The 17,561-nt window shown below is 58.1% G+C and carries 20 protein-coding genes and 1 tRNA gene; 13 read left to right on the forward strand and 8 right to left on the reverse strand.

All coding sequences use genetic code 11. From position 1 onward, the window contains the following. Window positions 1–73: 73 nt before the first annotated feature. Window positions 74–274: a hypothetical protein gene (locus tag FHP24_RS01735; protein ID WP_139672004.1), complete on the reverse strand. Its 201-nt coding sequence runs from the start codon at window positions 272–274 to the stop codon at window positions 74–76. Window positions 275–296: 22 nt separating this feature from the next. Beyond that, a tRNA-Asn gene (locus FHP24_RS01740) sits at window positions 297–371 on the reverse strand. 234 nt (window positions 372–605) lie between these two features. On the opposite strand from FHP24_RS01740, the gene FHP24_RS01745 reads away from it, so the two are divergent. Together FHP24_RS01745 and FHP24_RS01750 are read left to right on the forward strand one after the other, a co-directional pair. Continuing rightward, window positions 606–842, forward strand: a complete 237-nt coding sequence (locus FHP24_RS01745) for a hypothetical protein (RefSeq protein ID WP_394344583.1) — start codon at window positions 606–608, stop codon at window positions 840–842. 182 nt (window positions 843–1,024) lie between these two features. Continuing rightward, window positions 1,025–1,267, forward strand: a complete 243-nt coding sequence (locus tag FHP24_RS01750; RefSeq protein WP_139672010.1) for a DUF982 domain-containing protein — start codon at window positions 1,025–1,027, stop codon at window positions 1,265–1,267. A 168-nt stretch (window positions 1,268–1,435) separates the two neighbouring features. On the opposite strand, the gene FHP24_RS01755 is transcribed toward FHP24_RS01750, so the two are convergent. Beyond that, window positions 1,436–2,080: a ChrR family anti-sigma-E factor gene (locus tag FHP24_RS01755; protein ID WP_139672013.1), complete on the reverse strand. Its 645-nt coding sequence runs from the start codon at window positions 2,078–2,080 to the stop codon at window positions 1,436–1,438. A gap of 264 nt (window positions 2,081–2,344) precedes the next feature. Between FHP24_RS01755 and FHP24_RS01760 the strand changes: the two genes are divergently transcribed. The 5 genes from FHP24_RS01760 (at window position 2,345) to FHP24_RS01780 (ending at window position 6,196) form a co-directional block, all read left to right on the forward strand. Next, window positions 2,345–3,382 (forward strand): cysteine synthase A, encoded by a 1,038-nt coding sequence (locus FHP24_RS01760; RefSeq protein WP_139672016.1) that lies wholly within the window; start codon window positions 2,345–2,347, stop codon window positions 3,380–3,382. A gap of 20 nt (window positions 3,383–3,402) precedes the next feature. Further along, window positions 3,403–4,140, forward strand: a complete 738-nt coding sequence (locus FHP24_RS01765; protein WP_139672018.1) for an alanyl-tRNA editing protein — start codon at window positions 3,403–3,405, stop codon at window positions 4,138–4,140. A 21-nt stretch (window positions 4,141–4,161) separates the two neighbouring features. Beyond that, the gene (sseA, locus tag FHP24_RS01770; protein WP_139672021.1) at window positions 4,162–5,037 is read left to right on the forward strand and encodes a 3-mercaptopyruvate sulfurtransferase; all 876 of its coding nucleotides are present in this window, start codon (window positions 4,162–4,164) and stop codon (window positions 5,035–5,037) included. A gap of 15 nt (window positions 5,038–5,052) precedes the next feature. Next, on the forward strand, window positions 5,053–5,610 hold the full coding sequence (locus tag FHP24_RS01775) for a GNAT family N-acetyltransferase (protein ID WP_139672024.1): 558 nt from the start codon (window positions 5,053–5,055) through the stop codon (window positions 5,608–5,610). An 85-nt stretch (window positions 5,611–5,695) separates the two neighbouring features. Beyond that, entirely contained in the window at window positions 5,696–6,196 is a 501-nt protein-coding gene (locus FHP24_RS01780) for a DUF1203 domain-containing protein (protein WP_139672027.1), read from the forward strand. A gap of 511 nt (window positions 6,197–6,707) precedes the next feature. On the opposite strand, the gene FHP24_RS01785 is transcribed toward FHP24_RS01780, so the two are convergent. After that, window positions 6,708–7,415 (reverse strand): PadR family transcriptional regulator, encoded by a 708-nt coding sequence (locus tag FHP24_RS01785; protein WP_139672030.1) that lies wholly within the window; start codon window positions 7,413–7,415, stop codon window positions 6,708–6,710. Window positions 7,416–7,575: 160 nt separating this feature from the next. Further along, a complete protein-coding gene (gene ald / locus FHP24_RS01790) occupies window positions 7,576–8,694 on the reverse strand; it encodes an alanine dehydrogenase (RefSeq protein ID WP_139672033.1) in 1,119 nt (372 codons plus the stop codon). A gap of 157 nt (window positions 8,695–8,851) precedes the next feature. On the opposite strand from ald, the gene FHP24_RS01795 reads away from it, so the two are divergent. The 5 genes from FHP24_RS01795 to FHP24_RS01815 all read left to right on the forward strand — a co-directional run bounded on the left by FHP24_RS01795 (window position 8,852) and on the right by FHP24_RS01815 (window position 13,668). Beyond that, on the forward strand, window positions 8,852–9,313 hold the full coding sequence (locus FHP24_RS01795; protein ID WP_139672036.1) for an Lrp/AsnC family transcriptional regulator: 462 nt from the start codon (window positions 8,852–8,854) through the stop codon (window positions 9,311–9,313). Window positions 9,314–9,379: 66 nt separating this feature from the next. Beyond that, a complete protein-coding gene (locus FHP24_RS01800) occupies window positions 9,380–10,132 on the forward strand; it encodes a pYEATS domain-containing protein (RefSeq protein ID WP_139672039.1) in 753 nt (250 codons plus the stop codon). Window positions 10,133–10,322: 190 nt separating this feature from the next. After that, window positions 10,323–10,661: a PilZ domain-containing protein gene (locus FHP24_RS01805; RefSeq protein WP_139672041.1), complete on the forward strand. Its 339-nt coding sequence runs from the start codon at window positions 10,323–10,325 to the stop codon at window positions 10,659–10,661. 96 nt (window positions 10,662–10,757) lie between these two features. Next, window positions 10,758–12,746: a bifunctional 2',3'-cyclic-nucleotide 2'-phosphodiesterase/3'-nucleotidase gene (locus tag FHP24_RS01810; RefSeq protein ID WP_139672044.1), complete on the forward strand. Its 1,989-nt coding sequence runs from the start codon at window positions 10,758–10,760 to the stop codon at window positions 12,744–12,746. An 85-nt stretch (window positions 12,747–12,831) separates the two neighbouring features. Then, a complete protein-coding gene (locus FHP24_RS01815; RefSeq protein ID WP_139672047.1) occupies window positions 12,832–13,668 on the forward strand; it encodes a PhzF family phenazine biosynthesis protein in 837 nt (278 codons plus the stop codon). A 5-nt stretch (window positions 13,669–13,673) separates the two neighbouring features. On the opposite strand, the gene FHP24_RS01820 is transcribed toward FHP24_RS01815, so the two are convergent. Together FHP24_RS01820 and FHP24_RS01825 are read right to left on the reverse strand one after the other, a co-directional pair. After that, a complete protein-coding gene (locus FHP24_RS01820) occupies window positions 13,674–14,282 on the reverse strand; it encodes a DUF2087 domain-containing protein (RefSeq protein ID WP_139672050.1) in 609 nt (202 codons plus the stop codon). 201 nt (window positions 14,283–14,483) lie between these two features. Continuing rightward, the gene (locus FHP24_RS01825) at window positions 14,484–15,455 is read right to left on the reverse strand and encodes a LysR family transcriptional regulator (RefSeq protein WP_139672054.1); all 972 of its coding nucleotides are present in this window, start codon (window positions 15,453–15,455) and stop codon (window positions 14,484–14,486) included. Window positions 15,456–15,608: 153 nt separating this feature from the next. Here FHP24_RS01825 and FHP24_RS01830 point away from each other — a divergent pair, with 153 nt between their 5' ends. Further along, a complete protein-coding gene (locus FHP24_RS01830; protein WP_139672058.1) occupies window positions 15,609–16,226 on the forward strand; it encodes an FMN-dependent NADH-azoreductase in 618 nt (205 codons plus the stop codon). A 15-nt stretch (window positions 16,227–16,241) separates the two neighbouring features. On the opposite strand, the gene FHP24_RS01835 is transcribed toward FHP24_RS01830, so the two are convergent. Continuing rightward, window positions 16,242–17,498 (reverse strand): GGDEF domain-containing protein, encoded by a 1,257-nt coding sequence (locus FHP24_RS01835; RefSeq protein WP_139672061.1) that lies wholly within the window; start codon window positions 17,496–17,498, stop codon window positions 16,242–16,244. Window positions 17,499–17,561: the final 63 nt, after the last annotated feature.

A 17,561-nucleotide genomic window follows, 5' to 3' on the forward strand; every position in this document is an offset into this window, starting at 1 on the left:
CATCATGTTCACTTTATGTTCTATTTTTCCTTATTAAAAGTCAACACCAGAATGAAGAGACATGGATGGGAATTCAGCATTCGCGGGACAAATGTCCTGGCTGAGCGTTGAGCGCAAAGCCGGCACCCGCTTTTTCTTGAGAGAGAATAAAATGGCGGCCAAAGGATCCGACGTGCCGCGACATATAATGAACCCGCCAGGAGATGACGGAGCTGCTCGCGGGTTTATCCAGAACAACAAGAATAAAAAAAGCCCTGTCTTCATGGTTATCCATGAAAACAGGGCCTCTTTAAATCTGGCTCCCCGGGCCGGATTCGAACCGGCGACCTGTCGATTAACAGTCGAATGCTCTACCGCTGAGCTACCAGGGAACACCGCGTCGCGGCGTGTGCGGCGGGTAATACGCATGCTTTTCCGATTTGCCAAGCGGTTTTTTCTAAAAAAACCAAATTGCTTGTTTAATCCCCAGTTCCTCCCCATCTCGCAGGCAGACATCGTGCAAATTCAAAGGGATTTTTGACTGGATGGTCTCGGCACCGCACAAACGGCATTTCGGTATTGACCCTCGCAGCGGCAAACTGGCCCTCGGAACATGGCGAATTCCCATGCCGAAATCACGCGCCGGCCGCATTGGCCTAGGGTCGGCCTTGATGGTGGGAGGTACGCTCGGGTTTCTTCCCGTACTCGGCTTCTGGATGTTGCCGCTCGGATTCGTCGTCCTGTCGAACGACATATCCTTCATCCGGCGCAGGCGCCGCCGCATGGTGATCTGGTGGTCGCGACGCAAGCGACGCCCGGATGCCAAAACAGCTTCCGAAACCCGCCAACCATCTGACAGGTAATGCTAACCACCGGTACCGATCTTCCGGAACACTCTTCAAGCGCAAGCGGTTTCTACGAAAAAACGCATATGCGGCAACTTGGCCCAACAAACACACTCTAAACGAGAAAAAATTCGTAGCAGCAACAGAACCCGAGGTGTAAGCTCATGTCAGTTCGGGGCTGATCACTGGGAGGATGGTTCATGCCGCAGGGAAATTGGCAAAAGCCGGTTCAAATCGCATTCGGGAATCTCGGTATCGAGATGATCAGCAGCCCATCGGAAGCATTGCTTGTACTGACCGATCGCTGGCCTGATTTGCGCGGGCCGCATTTCGTCAAGGCAAGGAGTTGCTGCCGCGCAGCCCTTGACGGGCGCCGTACGCCGGAAGAAGCCCGGCAACAGTTCGAAAATGCCGTGAGTGAAGCTCAACTTCACGTCAACTGACGCCTGGAGCTTTCATTCTGCTAATGAGTGGTCGCCTTCCGGGCGACCGCTGTTTTATGCGCGGATAGAATTGGCTAAAGCATATCGCGATCCTTCGGATGCCCTTTAGCCTATGTTTTATCTCATATTCCGCGCAAAAACCGCTGCACACTTTCGCGCGGTAACGCTCTAGATGCCCAATATGTCGCCGACAATCCTGAAAGTCGGGCCGCTTAGTGTGATCGGTGCCAGCAGGACCGAAAAGCACAGGCATGAGCTGTTTGCACCTGCTACGGGTCGATGCGTAATCGTCTCATCGGCAACGGAGACGTCCCCTTCCGAAAACGCGCCTCTATGGTCATGAAACTGCCCTTGCAATACCAGGGTGAGTTCAAGACCGCGATGATGATGGTGTGGTAGAGCCCGACCCGGCCTTGCCCATAAAAGGCTGGCCTCCATGCCGGAGTCTTTTTCGATCACGTGCTGCTTCAGGCCGGGCAGCTTGGTTTTCCAGGGAACGTCATCAAGATTTCGTCCCGCATAGGAACGCAGAAAGCGCGGTAGCGAATCGTCGTGTTCCGTCATCAATAGCGGCGTTTGAATCTGCGGCCTTGATTCGAGGATCGCTTTCAAACGATCAGGCGAAGAGGACAATGCGCTGGGCTCGGCGTCATCAAGACTTTCTCCAGCCAGAATTTCCAGTTGATCAACCAGACGGCCCGATGACGGCTGCATCTCCAGATGAGAGCCCACGAGGATATGCGCCGGCTCCGGAAGGCAACCGGCGACGTAATGCGCAATCAGCAGATTCAGCCGTTCAAGGTTCAGCAACATGTCTGTTGTCAAATCTAGAGGCGTATTCACACAACGTAAAGATGGTAGATTTTGGGGGTTCGCCCGATTGGGTCAAAATCGCGCATGCGCGTCTTATCTGACCGGCAATCGGAAGCTGCTCCGCCACGGTCGGCTTTTGACATCTGTTCCGCAACACGGCAGAGCATTTCTCATCAGAAGCAGAGCCAAGAACGGATTTTCTTGCGCTCTAGCGCTTGTCCGTGGAAAAGACGCTGATTAAATCAGCCAAAAAGGCGCGTTATCATGATCTCTTATCCCAATGTCATCGATATCATCGGCAATACCCCGCTCATCCGATTGAAGGATGTGTCGGAAAAGACCGGCTGCGAAATTCTCGGCAAGGCCGAATTTCTCAATCCCGGTCAATCGGTGAAGGACAGGGCCGCTCTGTTCATCATCCGCGATGCCGAGCGCAAGGGACTGCTCAGGCCGGGCGGCATCATCGTCGAGGGCACCGCCGGTAATACCGGGATAGGCCTGACGCTGGTGGCGAAGTCGCTCGGATACAGAACGGTCATCGTCATTCCGGAAACTCAGAGCCAGGAAAAGAAAGATGCGCTGAAACTTCTCGGCGCCGAACTGGTCGAGGTTCCGGCGGTTCCCTACAAAAACCCCAACAATTACGTGAAAGTCTCAGGCCGGCTTGCCGAACAGCTGGCCAGAACCGAACCGGCAGGTGCGATCTGGGCGAACCAGTTCGACAACGTTGCCAACCGGCAGGCGCATATCGAGACCACGGCACCGGAAATCTGGGAACAGACGGGCGGCAAGGTCGATGGTTTCATCTGCTCTGTCGGCTCCGGTGGAACGCTGGTCGGCACGGCAATGGGCCTGAAAGCCAGGAATGCGGATATCAAGATTGGCATCGCCGATCCCGACGGCGCGGCGCTCTACGAATATTATGCGCATGGCGAACTGAAGTCGGAAGGTAACTCGATCACGGAGGGCATCGGTCAAGGCCGGATCACCGCCAATCTCGAAGGCTTTACGCCGGACTTCTCCTATCGCATCTCCGACGCGGAGGCCCTGCCCTACATCTTCGACCTGGTGGAGACAGAAGGCCTTTGCCTTGGCGGATCATCCGGCATCAATATCGCCGGCGCTATCCGGCTGGCGAAGGATCTCGGCCCGGGCCACACGATCGTCACCGTGTTGTGCGACTACGGCAACCGCTACCAGTCGAAATTGTTCAATCCGGATTTCCTGAAGTCGAAAGGCCTGCCGGTGCCGCAGTGGCTGACGCAGAAGCGGCATATTACCGTGCCGTTCGAGACCGTCTGACCCATAGCTGCGAGCATGCCATGCCCACCCAACTGCTTTACCGCGACGACTTCTATCTGACCACCACAGAGGCCATCGTGACCTCCGTGCATGAAGACGGCGGGATCGAGTTTGATCGCACCTGCTTTTATGCAACGTCCGGCGGCCAGCCGGGCGATACCGGTTTCGTCGAAAGGGCAGATGGAAGCCGCATTCTGCTTGGCCAGACGAAACATGGCGCGACGAAGGATATCGTCGTCCACGTACCGCTCGAAGGACAGGCGCAGCCTCTGGTCGGCGAGACGGTTACGCTTTCGATAGACTGGCAACGCCGCTTCAACCTGATGCGGATGCATACCGCCTGCCATCTGCTTTCGGTCGTCTGCCAATATCCGATCACGGGTGCAGCCGTCGGTGAAGAAGACTCGCGCGTCGATTTCGACATGACCGACACGATCGACAAGGACGACGTCACGGCAAAGCTGATGGAGCTCGTCAGGGCGGATCACCCGGTCTACCTGCAATGGATCACCGACGAGGAATTGGCCGCCAATCCGAGCATCGTGAAATCCAAGAATGTTCGCCCGCCGGTCGGTCTCGGGCGCGTCAGCCTGGTCTGCATCGGCGAGAATTCCAGCGTTGACAGCCAGCCCTGCGGCGGAACACATGTCGCGACAACATCTGAGATCGGGGCGATCCATATCGCCAAGATCGAAAAGAAGGGCAAGGAGAACCGCCGGTTCCGAATCCGGTTCGGCGAGCCCGAAGCACAGGCCTGAACGGGCCAAGGGAGACACGACATGAGCGAAGCGATTGAGGTCCAGACGAGCCGTTTCGTGGTTTCATCCGACTGGCTGGCGAAGGAGCTGGGTGCGCCTGACCTGAAGGTCATCGATGCGTCCTTCTATCTGCCGGCGCATAGCCGCGATGCCGACGCCGAATATCTTGCCGGCCATATTCCCGGCGCCATCCGCTTCGACCACGACAAGGTCGCGGACCATTCGACCGGTCTTCCGCACATGGTCCCAGCTCCAGAGGTTTTTGCCGAGGCAGTCGGCAAGATGGGAATCAAAGAGACCGACCGGATCGTCGTTTATGACGGTCCCGGCATTTTTCCCGCGCCGCGCGGCTGGTGGCTGTTCCGAATCATGGGGGCGCAAAACGTCTTCGTGCTTGATGGCGGTCTCGACGGCTGGAAGGCCGAGGGGCGGCCTTTGGAAACGGAGACTCCCACTCCTCAGACCACCACATTCAGGACGGACCTGCGCCTCGACAAGGTGATCGATTTCCGTGAAATGCTGTCGATCGTCGTCGACGGCAAGCGGCAGATCGCCGATGCCCGCAGCGCCAGCCGGTTTGCAGCGACCGAGCTGGAAACCCGACCAGGATTGCGCTCCGGCCATATGCCTGGCGCCCGCAGCCTTCCGTCAGGCACCTTTTCGCTTAACGGCAAGCTGCGCAGTCTACCGGAACTGCGTCAGGCCATCGAAGAAGCCGGCATCGATTTCGGCCAGCCGATCGTCACCACCTGCGGATCGGGCATCACCGCCGCGATCATCACGTTGGCGCTCGAATCGCTCGGGCATAAAAACAACGCGCTTTATGACGGTTCCTGGACCGAGTGGGGTGCACGCGAGGATGCTCCGATCGTGACCGGTCCGGCAGACGCACGATAGGGCGGAACAATCCCGATGGCGAAGAAACCTCTCCCGCTGAAGGTGCGTGTCACCCGGCTCGAAATGTCCGCTGCACCGCGTACCAGCTTAGCGGTGCCGGTCAATGTCCAGACGGCGATCATGCGCACACCGGAAATCCCGTTGCATTTCTACCGTTATCTCTACCGACAGGTGGGCAAGCGCTGGAACTGGTATGAGCGCCTTCGGATGAGCGACGAAGAGCTTGGCGCGATCATCCACAATGCTCAGGTTTCCATCTGCGTGCTTTATGTCGATGGTGCGCCGGCCGGATTTTTCGAGTTTGCCAAACAGGCAGACGATGTCGTCGAGCTTTCCTATTTCGGCCTGTTCGAACGGGCGATCGGGCTCGGTATCGGAAAGTGGTTTCTGCTGCAGGCGCTTTATGCGGCGTGGCAGGACAATCCGTCGAAGGTCGTCGTCACCACCAACACTCTCGATCATCCGCGAGCGATACAGCTCTACCAGATGATGGGATTTTCGCCGGTCAGCACCAGCGACGGGCTGATCCTGCCGATGACGGATGCCGAACTTCTGAAAGCGCTCGACGGATAGGCTCGAATATCGACGGCAAGAATCGGGTGGCGACGATGCGAAATCATCGTCATCACAGGGCTTTTCCAGTTCAAGGAGATGCCCCATGTCGACAATCCGATTTCATGCCATGCCGACGGCAGATGCCGAAACTCTCTGGAACGGCGGTACCGATGCCTATGGCAATTTGCCCGAGACGATGGTTTCCGATGGCCCCGGTCATCCGTGCCGCCACTGCCTGAAGAACATAGACGAGGGAGAAAGCCTGCTGGTTTTCGCCTATCGGCCGTTCCCCTCGCTGCAGCCCTATGCCGAGACCGGGCCGGTCTTCCTGCATGCAACGCCCTGCCCGCGATATGATTGCCAGGAGGTTTTGCCGACGATCCTTTCGAGCCCGGATTACATCGTTCGCGGATATGGTCACAACGACCGTATCGTCTACGGAAGCGGCGCGGTGACGCCGACCGAAGAGATCGCTGCACGGGCGGAACAACTGCTCAAGCGCTCCGACATTGCCTATGTTCATGTGCGCTCCGCCCGCAACAATTGCTATCAGTGCCGGATCGAGAAAGTTCAGGCTTTCTCCGATGCCTCACACGCGATCTGAACGAAACGAAACGGACCCGATCAGCAGACAGGGTCCGCCCTTGGTGCGGGAGCGTTTTTCAGTTTCGGCCGGGACACGTCGGGTGCCTCGAATTGATTTTTTAGTAATGACACTCGGCGTGTCCCGTTCGGTGTGTTTTTCCGCGCAACTCCGGTCCGTCTGCAGCGGCCTGGACGCTTGAGCCCTTGCGGGCTGCCTGACCGGTTTGTGTGCGACACACGCACGCCTTGTTCAGGGGCAGACCATTTTCTGCGCAGCCCCGCATGTCCCGCCTGCATAAGGGCGGTCCACGCGATCACCGGCTCCACTTCGCCGGTAATGCTGACCGGTGTAGCCGAAGCGGAACGGGGGGATTGTAGACACAGGTTCGGAGGGCGGGGATGAGATTTTTCACAAGGGATTGATTTTGTTGAGCGGCGGGCCCGAAATGTCCCCGAGAGAGGGCTCCCCTCTCTCGGAATTTCTAACGCCTAGCTCACGCAAAGAGGCTAAAATCCGAGGACCCCAGCGTTCAGCTCAGGCCGCCGACATCCTTAGTTCCACCCTCGTCGAGATCCTCGGCCAGCTGCAACAGCAGCTTGACGAAATCACCGGCCTTTTTCTCGTCGGTGGCGAGCTTTGCGGCGATGACTTCGCGTAGGTTCAGCAGTGCGGCATCGATGCTGCGTGGCAATTCCGGGCCTCTTTCCCTGTGCTGGTGGTGTTCGCTACGCTCCTGCCGCTGCTTGATCCGTTCGGCAAACTCGGAAAGCCTGTCGAGAATGGTGGAGGCGAAGCTGCGGTTTTCCTCGAGATGAGCCCTGCCCTCCTCGGTAATGGCGTAACGCTTCTTGTTGCCATCCGCTTCGGAGACCACGTATCCGGCCTCTTCGAGATAGGTGAGCGTCGGGTAGATCACGCCCGGGCTCGGCGCATAAAAGCCGTAGGTGATATCTTCGATATGCTTGATGATCTCGTAGCCGTGGCGCGGCTCCTTTTCGATCAGCGCCAGAACCAGAAGGCGAAGATCACCCTGCATCAGGAACCGGCCGATACGACCGTCGCCCTCATCACCGAAGCCGCGGCCACCGCCACCGCCTGGGCCGCCTTTCCCGCCACGACCCGGCCCGCCGAAACCACGACCGAACGGCCCGCCACGCGCGGCAAAGATTTCCTCGAAGGCCCTGCGGCCTCCACGTTCGCCGCATCCATGGCGGCCGTCAAACTTGTGTCCAAACATTTCTGTCTCCTTAGACTGCCTTTCGATATATCTAAAGATAGTCGAAATAGAAAAATACGCAAGGACTTAGATATATCTAAATCATATCGAATTGATTTTTCGGACGAAAAAACGCCGGGGGCTTTTGCACCCGGCGTTGAGACTGACAAATGGCAACGAATCAGGCGACGTTCAGCAGGCTTTCAGGCGCAAAAGCCTCGTAGCCGAGCGCTTCGGCAACAGCCGCGTTGGTGACCCGCCCCTTGTGGATATTCAGCCCGTTGCGCAGATGCCTGTCTTCGGCAATAGCGCGCAGGCCGCGATCGGCGAGTGCGAGGCCATGCTGGAGCGTTGCGTTGTTGAGCGCATGAGCCGACGTCACCGGAACGGCACCCGGCATGTTGGCCACGCAATAATGAACGATACGATCCACTTCATAGGTCGGGTCGGAATGGGTCGTGGCATGCGATGTCTCGAAGCAGCCGCCCTGGTCGATCGCGACATCGACCATCACCGCACCCTGCTTCATGCCCGACAGCATTTCGCGCGTGACGAGTTTGGGGGCTGCGGCGCCTGGAATGAGCACGGCACCGATGACGAGATCGGCCGAAAACGTCTCTTCTTCCAGCGCATCGATCGTCGAATAACGGGTATGCACGCGGCCGCCGAAAATATCGTCCAGCTGGCGCAGGCGCGGCAGCGAGCGGTCGAGAATGGTTACGTCGGCGCCAAGGCCTGCCGCCATGCGGGCCGCGTGAAGGCCGACCACGCCGCCGCCGATGACGGTCACCTTGGCAGGCAAAACGCCCGGCACACCGCCGAGCAGGATGCCGAGGCCGCCATTGGCTTTCTGCAGCGCCGTGGCACCTGCCTGGATCGCCAGCCGCCCTGCGACTTCCGACATCGGCGCCAGAAGCGGCAAACCGCCACGCTCGTCGGTAACCGTTTCATAAGCGACGCCCGTGACACCTGAAGCAAGCAAGCCTTTGGTCTGTTCCGGATCGGGCGCGAGATGAAGATAGGTGTAGAGGATCTGGCCTTCGCGCAACTGCGCCCATTCCGCCGGCTGCGGTTCCTTGACCTTCACCACCATGTCGGATTGTTCGAAAATTTCCCTGGCCGAACCTACGATCCTGGCACCGGCTGCCTGATAGGCAGAATCATCCGCGCCGATACCGGCACCGGCTTTGGTCTCGATAATGACATCATGGCCATGGGCCACATATTCACGCACGGCTCCGGGCGTTAGGCCAACACGATATTCATGGTTCTTGATTTCCTTCGGGCACCCGACACGCATGCAGCATTCCTCTCTTTTATCGTGGCATTCGCCAATTGATTTTGTGCGCGACGAGCACACCAGAAAAGCGGCGGAATGTCCTTGCAAAGAGCGATTGCCGTAACGGCCTTTTTCGGGGATTATTGCGTGAAATCGTCATTTTTCGAAAGAAACCCCGATGAACAGCTTCGATGCCATCGATCGTTCGATCATGCGGATTTTGCAGGACCGTGGGCGAATCTCGAATGCGGAACTGGCCGAGCGTGTCGGCCTTTCGCCTTCCGCCTGTTCGCGCCGCCTCGACATTCTGGAAAAGAGCGGCACGATCAGCGGTTATCATGCGCGTCTTTCCCACGCCGCGCTCGACTACAAGATGATGGTCATCGTGCATATCTCGCTATCGGGTCAGTTCGCCAAAACGCTGACGGAATTCGAAGCGGCTGTTAAACTCTGTCCCAACGTTCTTGTCTGCTACCTGATGTCGGGGGAATACGACTACATATTGCGCGTCGCAGCCAAGGACCTTGCGGATTACGAACGCATCCACCGCGACTGGCTCTCGGCCCTGCCGCATGTGGTGAAGATCAACTCCGGATTTGCACTGCGCGAAATCATCGACAAGCCAAATGTCGGATTATAGCTATTTATGGTTGCATAAAATCAATATTGCACCCTATCTTTGATTGTCGTTCAAAGGAGGGTTCAGATGAAGCGAAGTTCACTGGAATTAGGCGCAGGTATCGTCAGCATTATCTCCATACTGCTCGTCATCGGTGAGGTGATCGGCTACCAAACCAGTGACAGCGCGAAAATCGCGACATATCTCGCCATGGCGATCATCGCGCTACTCGCTCCCAAACTCGCCAGCATCAGTGTCGGCAAGGATGGTCTGGTTGATTCCCTGGCGGATAAGGTGGAAGAAAACGGTCAGCGTATCGAGCGGACGAAAAACGTTGCGATCGAACTCGATGAACAACTGAACCAGAAGATTACGCAGATATATGAAGAGCTTCGGCAGCTAAGGCAATTTTCCTCTGCGTCGGAAAGTGGCTTTCAGCCCCAGAGTGTCTCCACCGGCGACGAGTTCGGGCTGCCGGCCGTCACTTTCGTCAACGACTCGCAGAAACAGCGTTTCGGCGGCAGGGAGATCAACGACGGGCTGCAGATTTCGGCCATGGTCGAGAAATCGGATGTCGGCGACGATTGGCAGAAGGTCTCGATCACCGTTCGGGCGACGAAGAGTGCCACGCTCACTGGCATCGTCGACTTTTTCCTGCATGACAGTTTCCGGCCGAACCACTATCGCATCCCGGTTGCGAAAGGCGAAGCCAAGCTGGTCGTCAGGGCTTGGGGAGGCTTTACCGTGGGTGCTCTTGCCGGCGAAGACCGGGTGCCCCTCGAACTCGATCTGGCTACCAGCCCCAATGTGATTGCGCCGTCCGGCTGGAAAGGCCGGTAAGGACGGATGCCGCCGTACGGAAGCTTCGACAAGAAAGCTGCCTGTAGCACCTTTTGCTCCAATTCGGAGCCGTGCCCGCGCGGAAGTAAAGCGACGGTTACCGGATCCGCTAGAATTTTGTGACGCAAACTAAAGGCGTTTCAATTCATGCCAGTTATGAATCGGATAAAAGGACAGGAGGTATCACGATATGCCGGTCAACAATCTCAACATGAAGGTGCGTTCTGCTCCGCGGCGGAAGGCCCGCATCCCCGGAACGGTGAAATATTACGGGCAATCGGTGAATGGACGGGTAGTCGATATTTCCACGACCGGGCTGGCGCTCGACCTTAGCGCGCCGTTAAACGCAGCCGTCGGAAGCCCGGTCAGGATCGATAGCGAGGAACTGGGCGTTCTGGAAGGTATCGTCAAATGGAGCCATAACGGACGCGTCGGCATCCAGTTTCGGCCGAACACGAATGCGGCAGCGCAGGTGGCGGCCTATTTCCGCTTCTTTCATCAGGACATCCAGCCGGTCCTGAGGCGATAGGCCACAAAGGCCTGATTTCCCCCTGTCATTTTGGTGATGCAGGCTCATGCGAATGAGCCTAGTGTCACGCTTTTCGATGACGAATAGGGAGATATCATGCCGTCCTCCACCCCACCCCTGACGACGTCGCGCCGCGCGGTTCTCGGCGGAATAGCTGCGTCTTCCGCGCTGGTCGCGCTGCATCCGTTTGCGGCCCGGGCGCAGGCCAACCAGGCGCATCTGCGGATCATGGAAACGACGGATATCCATGTCCACGTCTTCCCTTACGACTATTATGCCGACAAGCCTAACGACACTCTGGGTCTTGCACGCACCGCCTCGATCGTCGACGCGATCCGCGCCGAGGCCGGCAATTCGATGCTGATCGACAATGGCGACTTCCTGCAGGGCAATCCGCTCGGCGACTATATCGCCTACGAGCGCGGCATGAAGGATGGCGACAAACACCCCGTCATCACGGCGATGAACGTGTTGGGCTATGATGTCGGTACGCTTGGAAACCACGAATTCAACTATGGGCTGGGTTTTCTCGACAAGGTGCTAGCCGGGTCCGGCTTTCCCTATATCTGCGCGAATCTTACCAAAGGCATGCTGGCATCCGATGCCAAAAAGGATGAGCTTTTCTTCAAGCCTTATGTGATCCTTGAAAAGCAGATCCGTGACGGTTCCGGCGCCACTTCGCCCATCAAGGTCGGTTTCATCGGTTTCGTGCCGCCGCAGATCATGGTCTGGGATGCCAAGAACCTGGAAGGCAAGGCGCAGACCCGCGACATCGTCGATGCGGCCAAGGCCTGGGTGCCGCAGATGAAGGAGGAAGGTGCAGACATCGTGATCGCGCTTTCGCATTCCGGCATAGACGGCTCCGGCCAGAGCGAGCGGATGGAAAACGCCTCGCTTTATCTCGCCGGCATCGAAGGTATCGATGCGATCTTTACCGGTCACCAGCATCTCGTTTTCCCCGGCCCGAAGGACTTTGACGGGATTGTCGGCGCCGACGCCAAGAAGGGCACGCTGATGGGCAAGCCCGCCGTGATGGCCGGCTTCTGGGGCTCGCATATGGGCCTGATCGACCTGCTGATCGAAAAGGACGGCAATGGCTGGAAGATCGTCTCTTCCACGTCTGAAGCTCGGCCGATCTACCACCGCGACGAGAACCGCAAGGTGGTCGCCGACGTCAAGGACAAGCCTGAAATTCTGGCTGCTGCAAAAGTCGAGCATGAGGCGACGCTTGCCTATGTGCGCCGGCCGGTCGGCAAGACGTCCGCGCCGCTCTATTCCTATTTCGCGCTCGTCGCCGACGATCCTTCGGTGCAGATCGTCTCCAACGCACAGACCTGGTATATCAAGCAGATGCTGAAGGACGGTCCGTACAAGGATTATCCGGTGCTTTCGGCGGCAGCGCCGTTCAAGGCAGGCGGGCGCGGCGGCGCTGAATATTACACCGACGTCCCAACGGGCGATATCGCGATCAAGAACGTTGCCGATCTCTATCTCTACCCGAATACGGTTCAGGCGGTGCTGATTACCGGCGATCAGGTGAAGAACTGGCTGGAAATGTCGGCCGGCATGTTCAACCAGGTGAAGGCCGGCGCCAAGGATGCGGCGCTGCTCAACGACGGTTTCCCATCCTACAATTACGATGTCATCGACGGCGTGACCTACCAGATCGACCTGTCGCAGCCGGTTCGCTTCGACAAGGACGGCAAACTGGTCAATGCCGATTCGCATCGTATAATTGACTTGAAGTTCGACGGAAAAACGATTGATCCGGCGCAGAAATTCGTTGTCGTGACGAATAATTACCGTGCCGGCGGCGGCGGCAAGTTTCCGGAGATCGCCGGCGACAAGCTGATCTTCGTCGCGCCCGATACCAACCGCGACGTGATCGTGCGCTACATCGTCGATCAGGGCACGATCAACCCGTCGGCCGACGGCAACTGGTCGTTCAAGCCTTTGCCGGGCACGACTGCGGTGTTCGAGAGCGGGCCGAAGGGGCGCGACTTTGCCGGCGAGATCAAGGGCGCAAAGATCGAGGATGCCGGTGACGGCGAAAACGGTTTCGCGAAATTCCGACTGGTGCTGTGAGGCACCTGTCTCCCTATAAACAATTGTGGAATCAGACGGCAGCTGAAAGGCTGCCGTTTTCATTCAAACCAACGCAGTGATCCTCATGCCAAGCTTTTCCTTCCAACAGGTCGATGTCTTTTCCAGTGAGCCGATGCGCGGCAATCCCCTTGCCGTGGTCATCGGTGCCGACGCGCTCGACGACAAGCAGATGCAGTCTTTCGCCAACTGGACCAATCTCAGCGAAACCACCTTTCTGCTGAAGCCGACGGTGGCTGGCGCGCATTACCGTGTACGGATCTTCACGCCGGCGCAGGAACTGCCGTTTGCTGGGCATCCGACGCTCGGCAGCGCGCATGTCTGGTTGAGCCAGACGGCGAACGCGCCCGACGGCGAGATCGTGCAGGAATGCGGCGCCGGACTGGTGCGCATTCGCCGCGACGGCCAGCGGCTTGCCTTTGCCGCACCGCCGCTCGTGCGCAGCGGTCCGGTCGATCCGGTTCTGGTGGAGAGGATCGCCAAGGGGCTTGGTGTGGTGACGACGGTGATAGAGGACAGCAACTGGGTCGAGAACGGACCGGACTGGATCGGTGTGCGGCTGCGCTCGCGTGCGGATGTGCTGGCGGTAAAGCCGGACTATTCGATACTGGCGGGAGCGCGGGTCGGGCTGGTCGGCCGTTTCGATCCGCAGTCGGATGGCGAAGACGCGCAGTTCGAAGTGCGTGCCTTTACCCGCAACGGCTACGAGGACCCGGTGACGGGTAGCCTCAATGCCGGTCTTGCCCAATGGCTGATCGGCTCCGGCGTTGCGCCGGAAAGTTACGTCGCAGCCCAGGGGACAGTGCTCGGCCGCGCCGGCCGGGTGCATGTCGACAAGGTCGGCGACGATATCTGGATCGGCGGCGAAGTTGCGACATGCATTTCCGGCAGCTTGAGGCTGTGACGCGGTCAGGCGGGGTTTGCGGTTAACGGCAAGCCCGCCGCCTGTCTGTTGCGTGTCGGAGCTTTCACGGCTGAATTTCCGACCTTACGCAGGAGAAGTCCCAGTTCCGGCGGCGGTTTCCTTTCGACACGGCGATAATCGCTGCCGTCTCTCTTGCGGGTGACGAGGCCGAGATCGAAGAGATCGCGCCTGAGCAAAGCTGCATCCTCGAAGAGATGCAACTCGTTCAGGAATGTGCTGATCTCACGTTCGGAAACGGATTTTGCGCGCGGGATCTTCGACCAGAGATACCAGAGGCACAATTGCTGCTGCGCGCGCTTGCCCGGCCAGCGCGTGAGGCGCCCATCACGGTCGAAGACGCGAAGGGTGTGCATCACGCGGCGTTCGTCAGCCTGTGGTTCGGGTGCTGCAGTGACATCGGGAATGTCGACGGGATCGCTGGTATGCGCCGTTGCGCGGAAATGCTGGTAATTGCGGAAACCTGCGGCTCGGCTGACAATATTCAGCATCTCAACATGGCTCGGCTTGTTGTCGAACTTGGCGATTTGATCGCGCAGGGATTTTGCAAAGGCCGACACATCTGAAACGGCCATCGGAAAGATGGTTCTGGGCATAGCTTATCCTTCAAGCGTGCCGGTCCGTCTGGTATGTCGCTGGTCACCGTCTTGTCGACTTCGGCACAGGATAAGTGCTGATCATCTGAATTTGCAGGTTTAGCTTCCCATAAGAGACGGCGACGCCTCGGTGAACTGCTGACCGTGGCAGAGCTATATCAAGATCAGCCGGCCGGGGTCAATCACCCGCATCCGTGAACCCTATTCCGCAGCTTCGGAAAAACCGGGCTGGTCGATATCCGCGTGGAGCATGGTCGTGAAATGCTGCTTGTTCGGGCAGGTCGAAAGCCGGCGGGCGAAAGAATCGATCAGCCACTGACCGGCCGGGCCGGGCGGGCTTGCCGTCCTGCGCAGCGCATAAAGCGGGTATTCCCCTTGTTCGTAGGCTTCGATATCGAGAACGACGAGATTGCCGTCGCGCACGTCATCGCGCACCAGCGATGCCGGAAGGCCACCCCATCCGAGCCCACCCTTGACGAGGTGATGCTTGGTGGCGATGTCGCTGACCCGCCAAATCTTGTAGGAAAGAACGTTGAAATCGCGACCGGCGGTTATGCCCGATGCATCGGTGACAACCAGCTGCGTCTCTTCGCGGACATCGGCAAGCGTCAGGGGCCGCCCCAGTTTCACAAGCGGATGATCCGCGGCTGCGACGGGCAGCAGAAAGGCGTGGCCGATCCGTTCGGCGATCAGGGAATCATCCTGTTTCAACAATGCGCCGCCGATGCCGATATCCGCCTTGCCGTTCATCACGAGGTTCATCACCATGCCGAGTTCACCGACATTCAGGTTGAGCGCGACGGTCGGAAACTCGGTCCTGAATTCCTTGAGTTCCGCAACCAGGGCATCTGCTGGAACCATGACGCTGATCGCCAGCGTGATTTCCGCCTCGAGCCCCTGCCGGATACCCTTGGCACGCGAGCGCATGACCTGCAGGTCGGCGACGATCCTGCGGGCATCAGCAAGCATTGCCCTGCCCGCTTCCGTGAGTTTCGGCTGGCGCGCGCCACTGCGCTCGAACAGCGTGACTTCGAGCTGCGCTTCGAGATTGCCGATCGTGTAGCTGACGACAGATTGCGCCCGGTTGAGCGATCGGGCTGCAGCCGAAAAACTCCCCGTTTCAGCAACGGAGATGAAGACCTGCAATTGATCGAGAGTCGGATTGGCGTCCATTCAAGCTATCCAGATATTCGATAATAACCTTCGATATTATCCCCGTTTTATCGATAGCGGTCCAGGCCTATTTCTCTCTCACACGAGCTTCCAGTCTCGCCGAACATTTCAAGGTCAATACAAGGCCTCCAAGATAATCAAGGAATTGGCACCATGTCTTCCATTCTTCTCATCACCTCCAGCCCGCGCGGCGACGAATCGCTCTCGACCAAGATCGCCAACGAATTCGTCGATAAGTTGAAAGCCCACAATTCCGGCTCAACTGTTGTCAGCCATGACCTCGGCCAGAACCCAATCGCCCATCTCGACACCGTCACCACATCGGCTATCCGCAAGCCGGCCGTTCAGCGCAATGCCGAAGAGACGGCAGCTGCCGAGCTGTCGGACAAGCTCGTCGCCGAATTGCTTGCCGCCGATACCGTCGTTCTGGCAACAGGCCTGATCAACTTCAACATCTATTCGCAGCTGAAGAGCTGGATCGACAACGTTGCCCGCGCCGGCTTGACCTTCCGTTACACGGCAGAAGGCCCGGAAGGCCTTGCCACCGGCAAGAAGGTGTATGTCGTGCTCTCGGCCGCCGGCATCTATTCCGAAGGTCCGGCCGTCGCCATGAACCACGCAGTTCCTTACCTCAAGACCGTTCTTGGCTTTATGGGTATGACGGATATCGAAGTCATCTATGTCGAAGGCACAGCCTTTGGTCCGGAAGCCTTCGAGAAGGCAATTGCTTCGGCACAGGAGCGTACCCAGCAGCTGGCACTCGCCGCCTGATCGATTTTTCGATAGTCAGACTTTTCCGTAACGGCCGTGGACCCTGTCCCGGCCGTTATTTTTCGCCTGGTAGAGTCGCTCATCCGCCCTGCTCAGAAGCAGGTCGAGCGTCCGTCCATCATCAGGCCCTGTCGCCACGCCGACCGAAACAGTCAATGCCGTACCGTCGGGGCGGGATACAAATGCTGCAATATCCTGCCGAAGGCGCTCCGCCACTTCCAGCGCCTTTTCGTGATCTGTTTCGGACAACAGCAGCACGAACTCCTCGCCGCCGAAACGAGACAGGTGATCGCTCGAGCGCGCGCTTTTACTCAAGCATGCAGCCAGATCCTTCAGCACCGCATCCCCGCGCTGATGCCCGAAGCGATCGTTGACATCCTTGAAGTGATCGGCGTCGACAATGACCATGCTGATCGATTGGCGCATTGCGAGGCTCTTTCGCACCAGTTCCGGGCCGTCCACTTCATAACGGCCTCTGTCGAGCACTCCGGTCAACCCGTCGACTCCGGCCTTTGCCAGCAGCGCCTGATAGCGCTCTCGAAAGGTCAGGTCGTGGAAAATATCCTTGATCTGCCGCGAAGAGGCCGACCATCGGTCGTTCTGGTCGATTTTCAGATAGACGGCAAAAAGGGTGGAGTAGATGAGCACAGCAAAGAGCTTCGCATACCAGCCGCCAAAGAAGACCGGCAGCGGCACGCCAAGAAGAATGTGAAGTACGGAGAAGAAACCGATCTGGTCGAAGGTCAGAATGATCGCACCGCTGATCGCGAACCGTACGACAATATTCTCGATGAAACGCCCCAGCCTCTCGTAAATCAGAATGATGGCTATCGCATCGATGTAAAGAATTGTCGTGCCCCAGACCATGAGCCAACCCATCTCATCGAGAAAGCCCATATCGGCAGCACGCCCGCCAGGCAGCATCACAGCCGCGTGCAGCTGGAGGATCTGGGCAATGCCGACAGTAAGCAGGTTTCCGAGAAACAGGCCGTAGATTGGCTGCCGCACGGTTGCCGCATCTTCCTTGATGTACAGCATCAGGATCATCATCAGCTTGCCGGCAAAAAAGACGGAAGATCCCGGCGACACGGTTCCAAACGGCAGCTGGACATAAAAAACGGCCGCCAGATAGGTTTCCATGAAATGCATCACGCCGAGCGCAGCCAGGAAAACACCCAGCCCGAGCGGGCGCCGGAAATGCAGGAACGCCGTCATGACGGAAAAATAGACGACCGCTTCGATCAGAAACAGGCCGAGATTAAGCCATTGCATGGGAGCTCCTGCCCCATTGAGAACAAGCTCTTTTAGGGGCTTCTCAGTTAAGTTTTTCTCAAA

The organism is Aliirhizobium smilacinae (assembly GCF_006335145.1).
In the GTDB taxonomy this organism is placed as follows: domain Bacteria; phylum Pseudomonadota; class Alphaproteobacteria; order Rhizobiales; family Rhizobiaceae; genus Neorhizobium; species Neorhizobium smilacinae.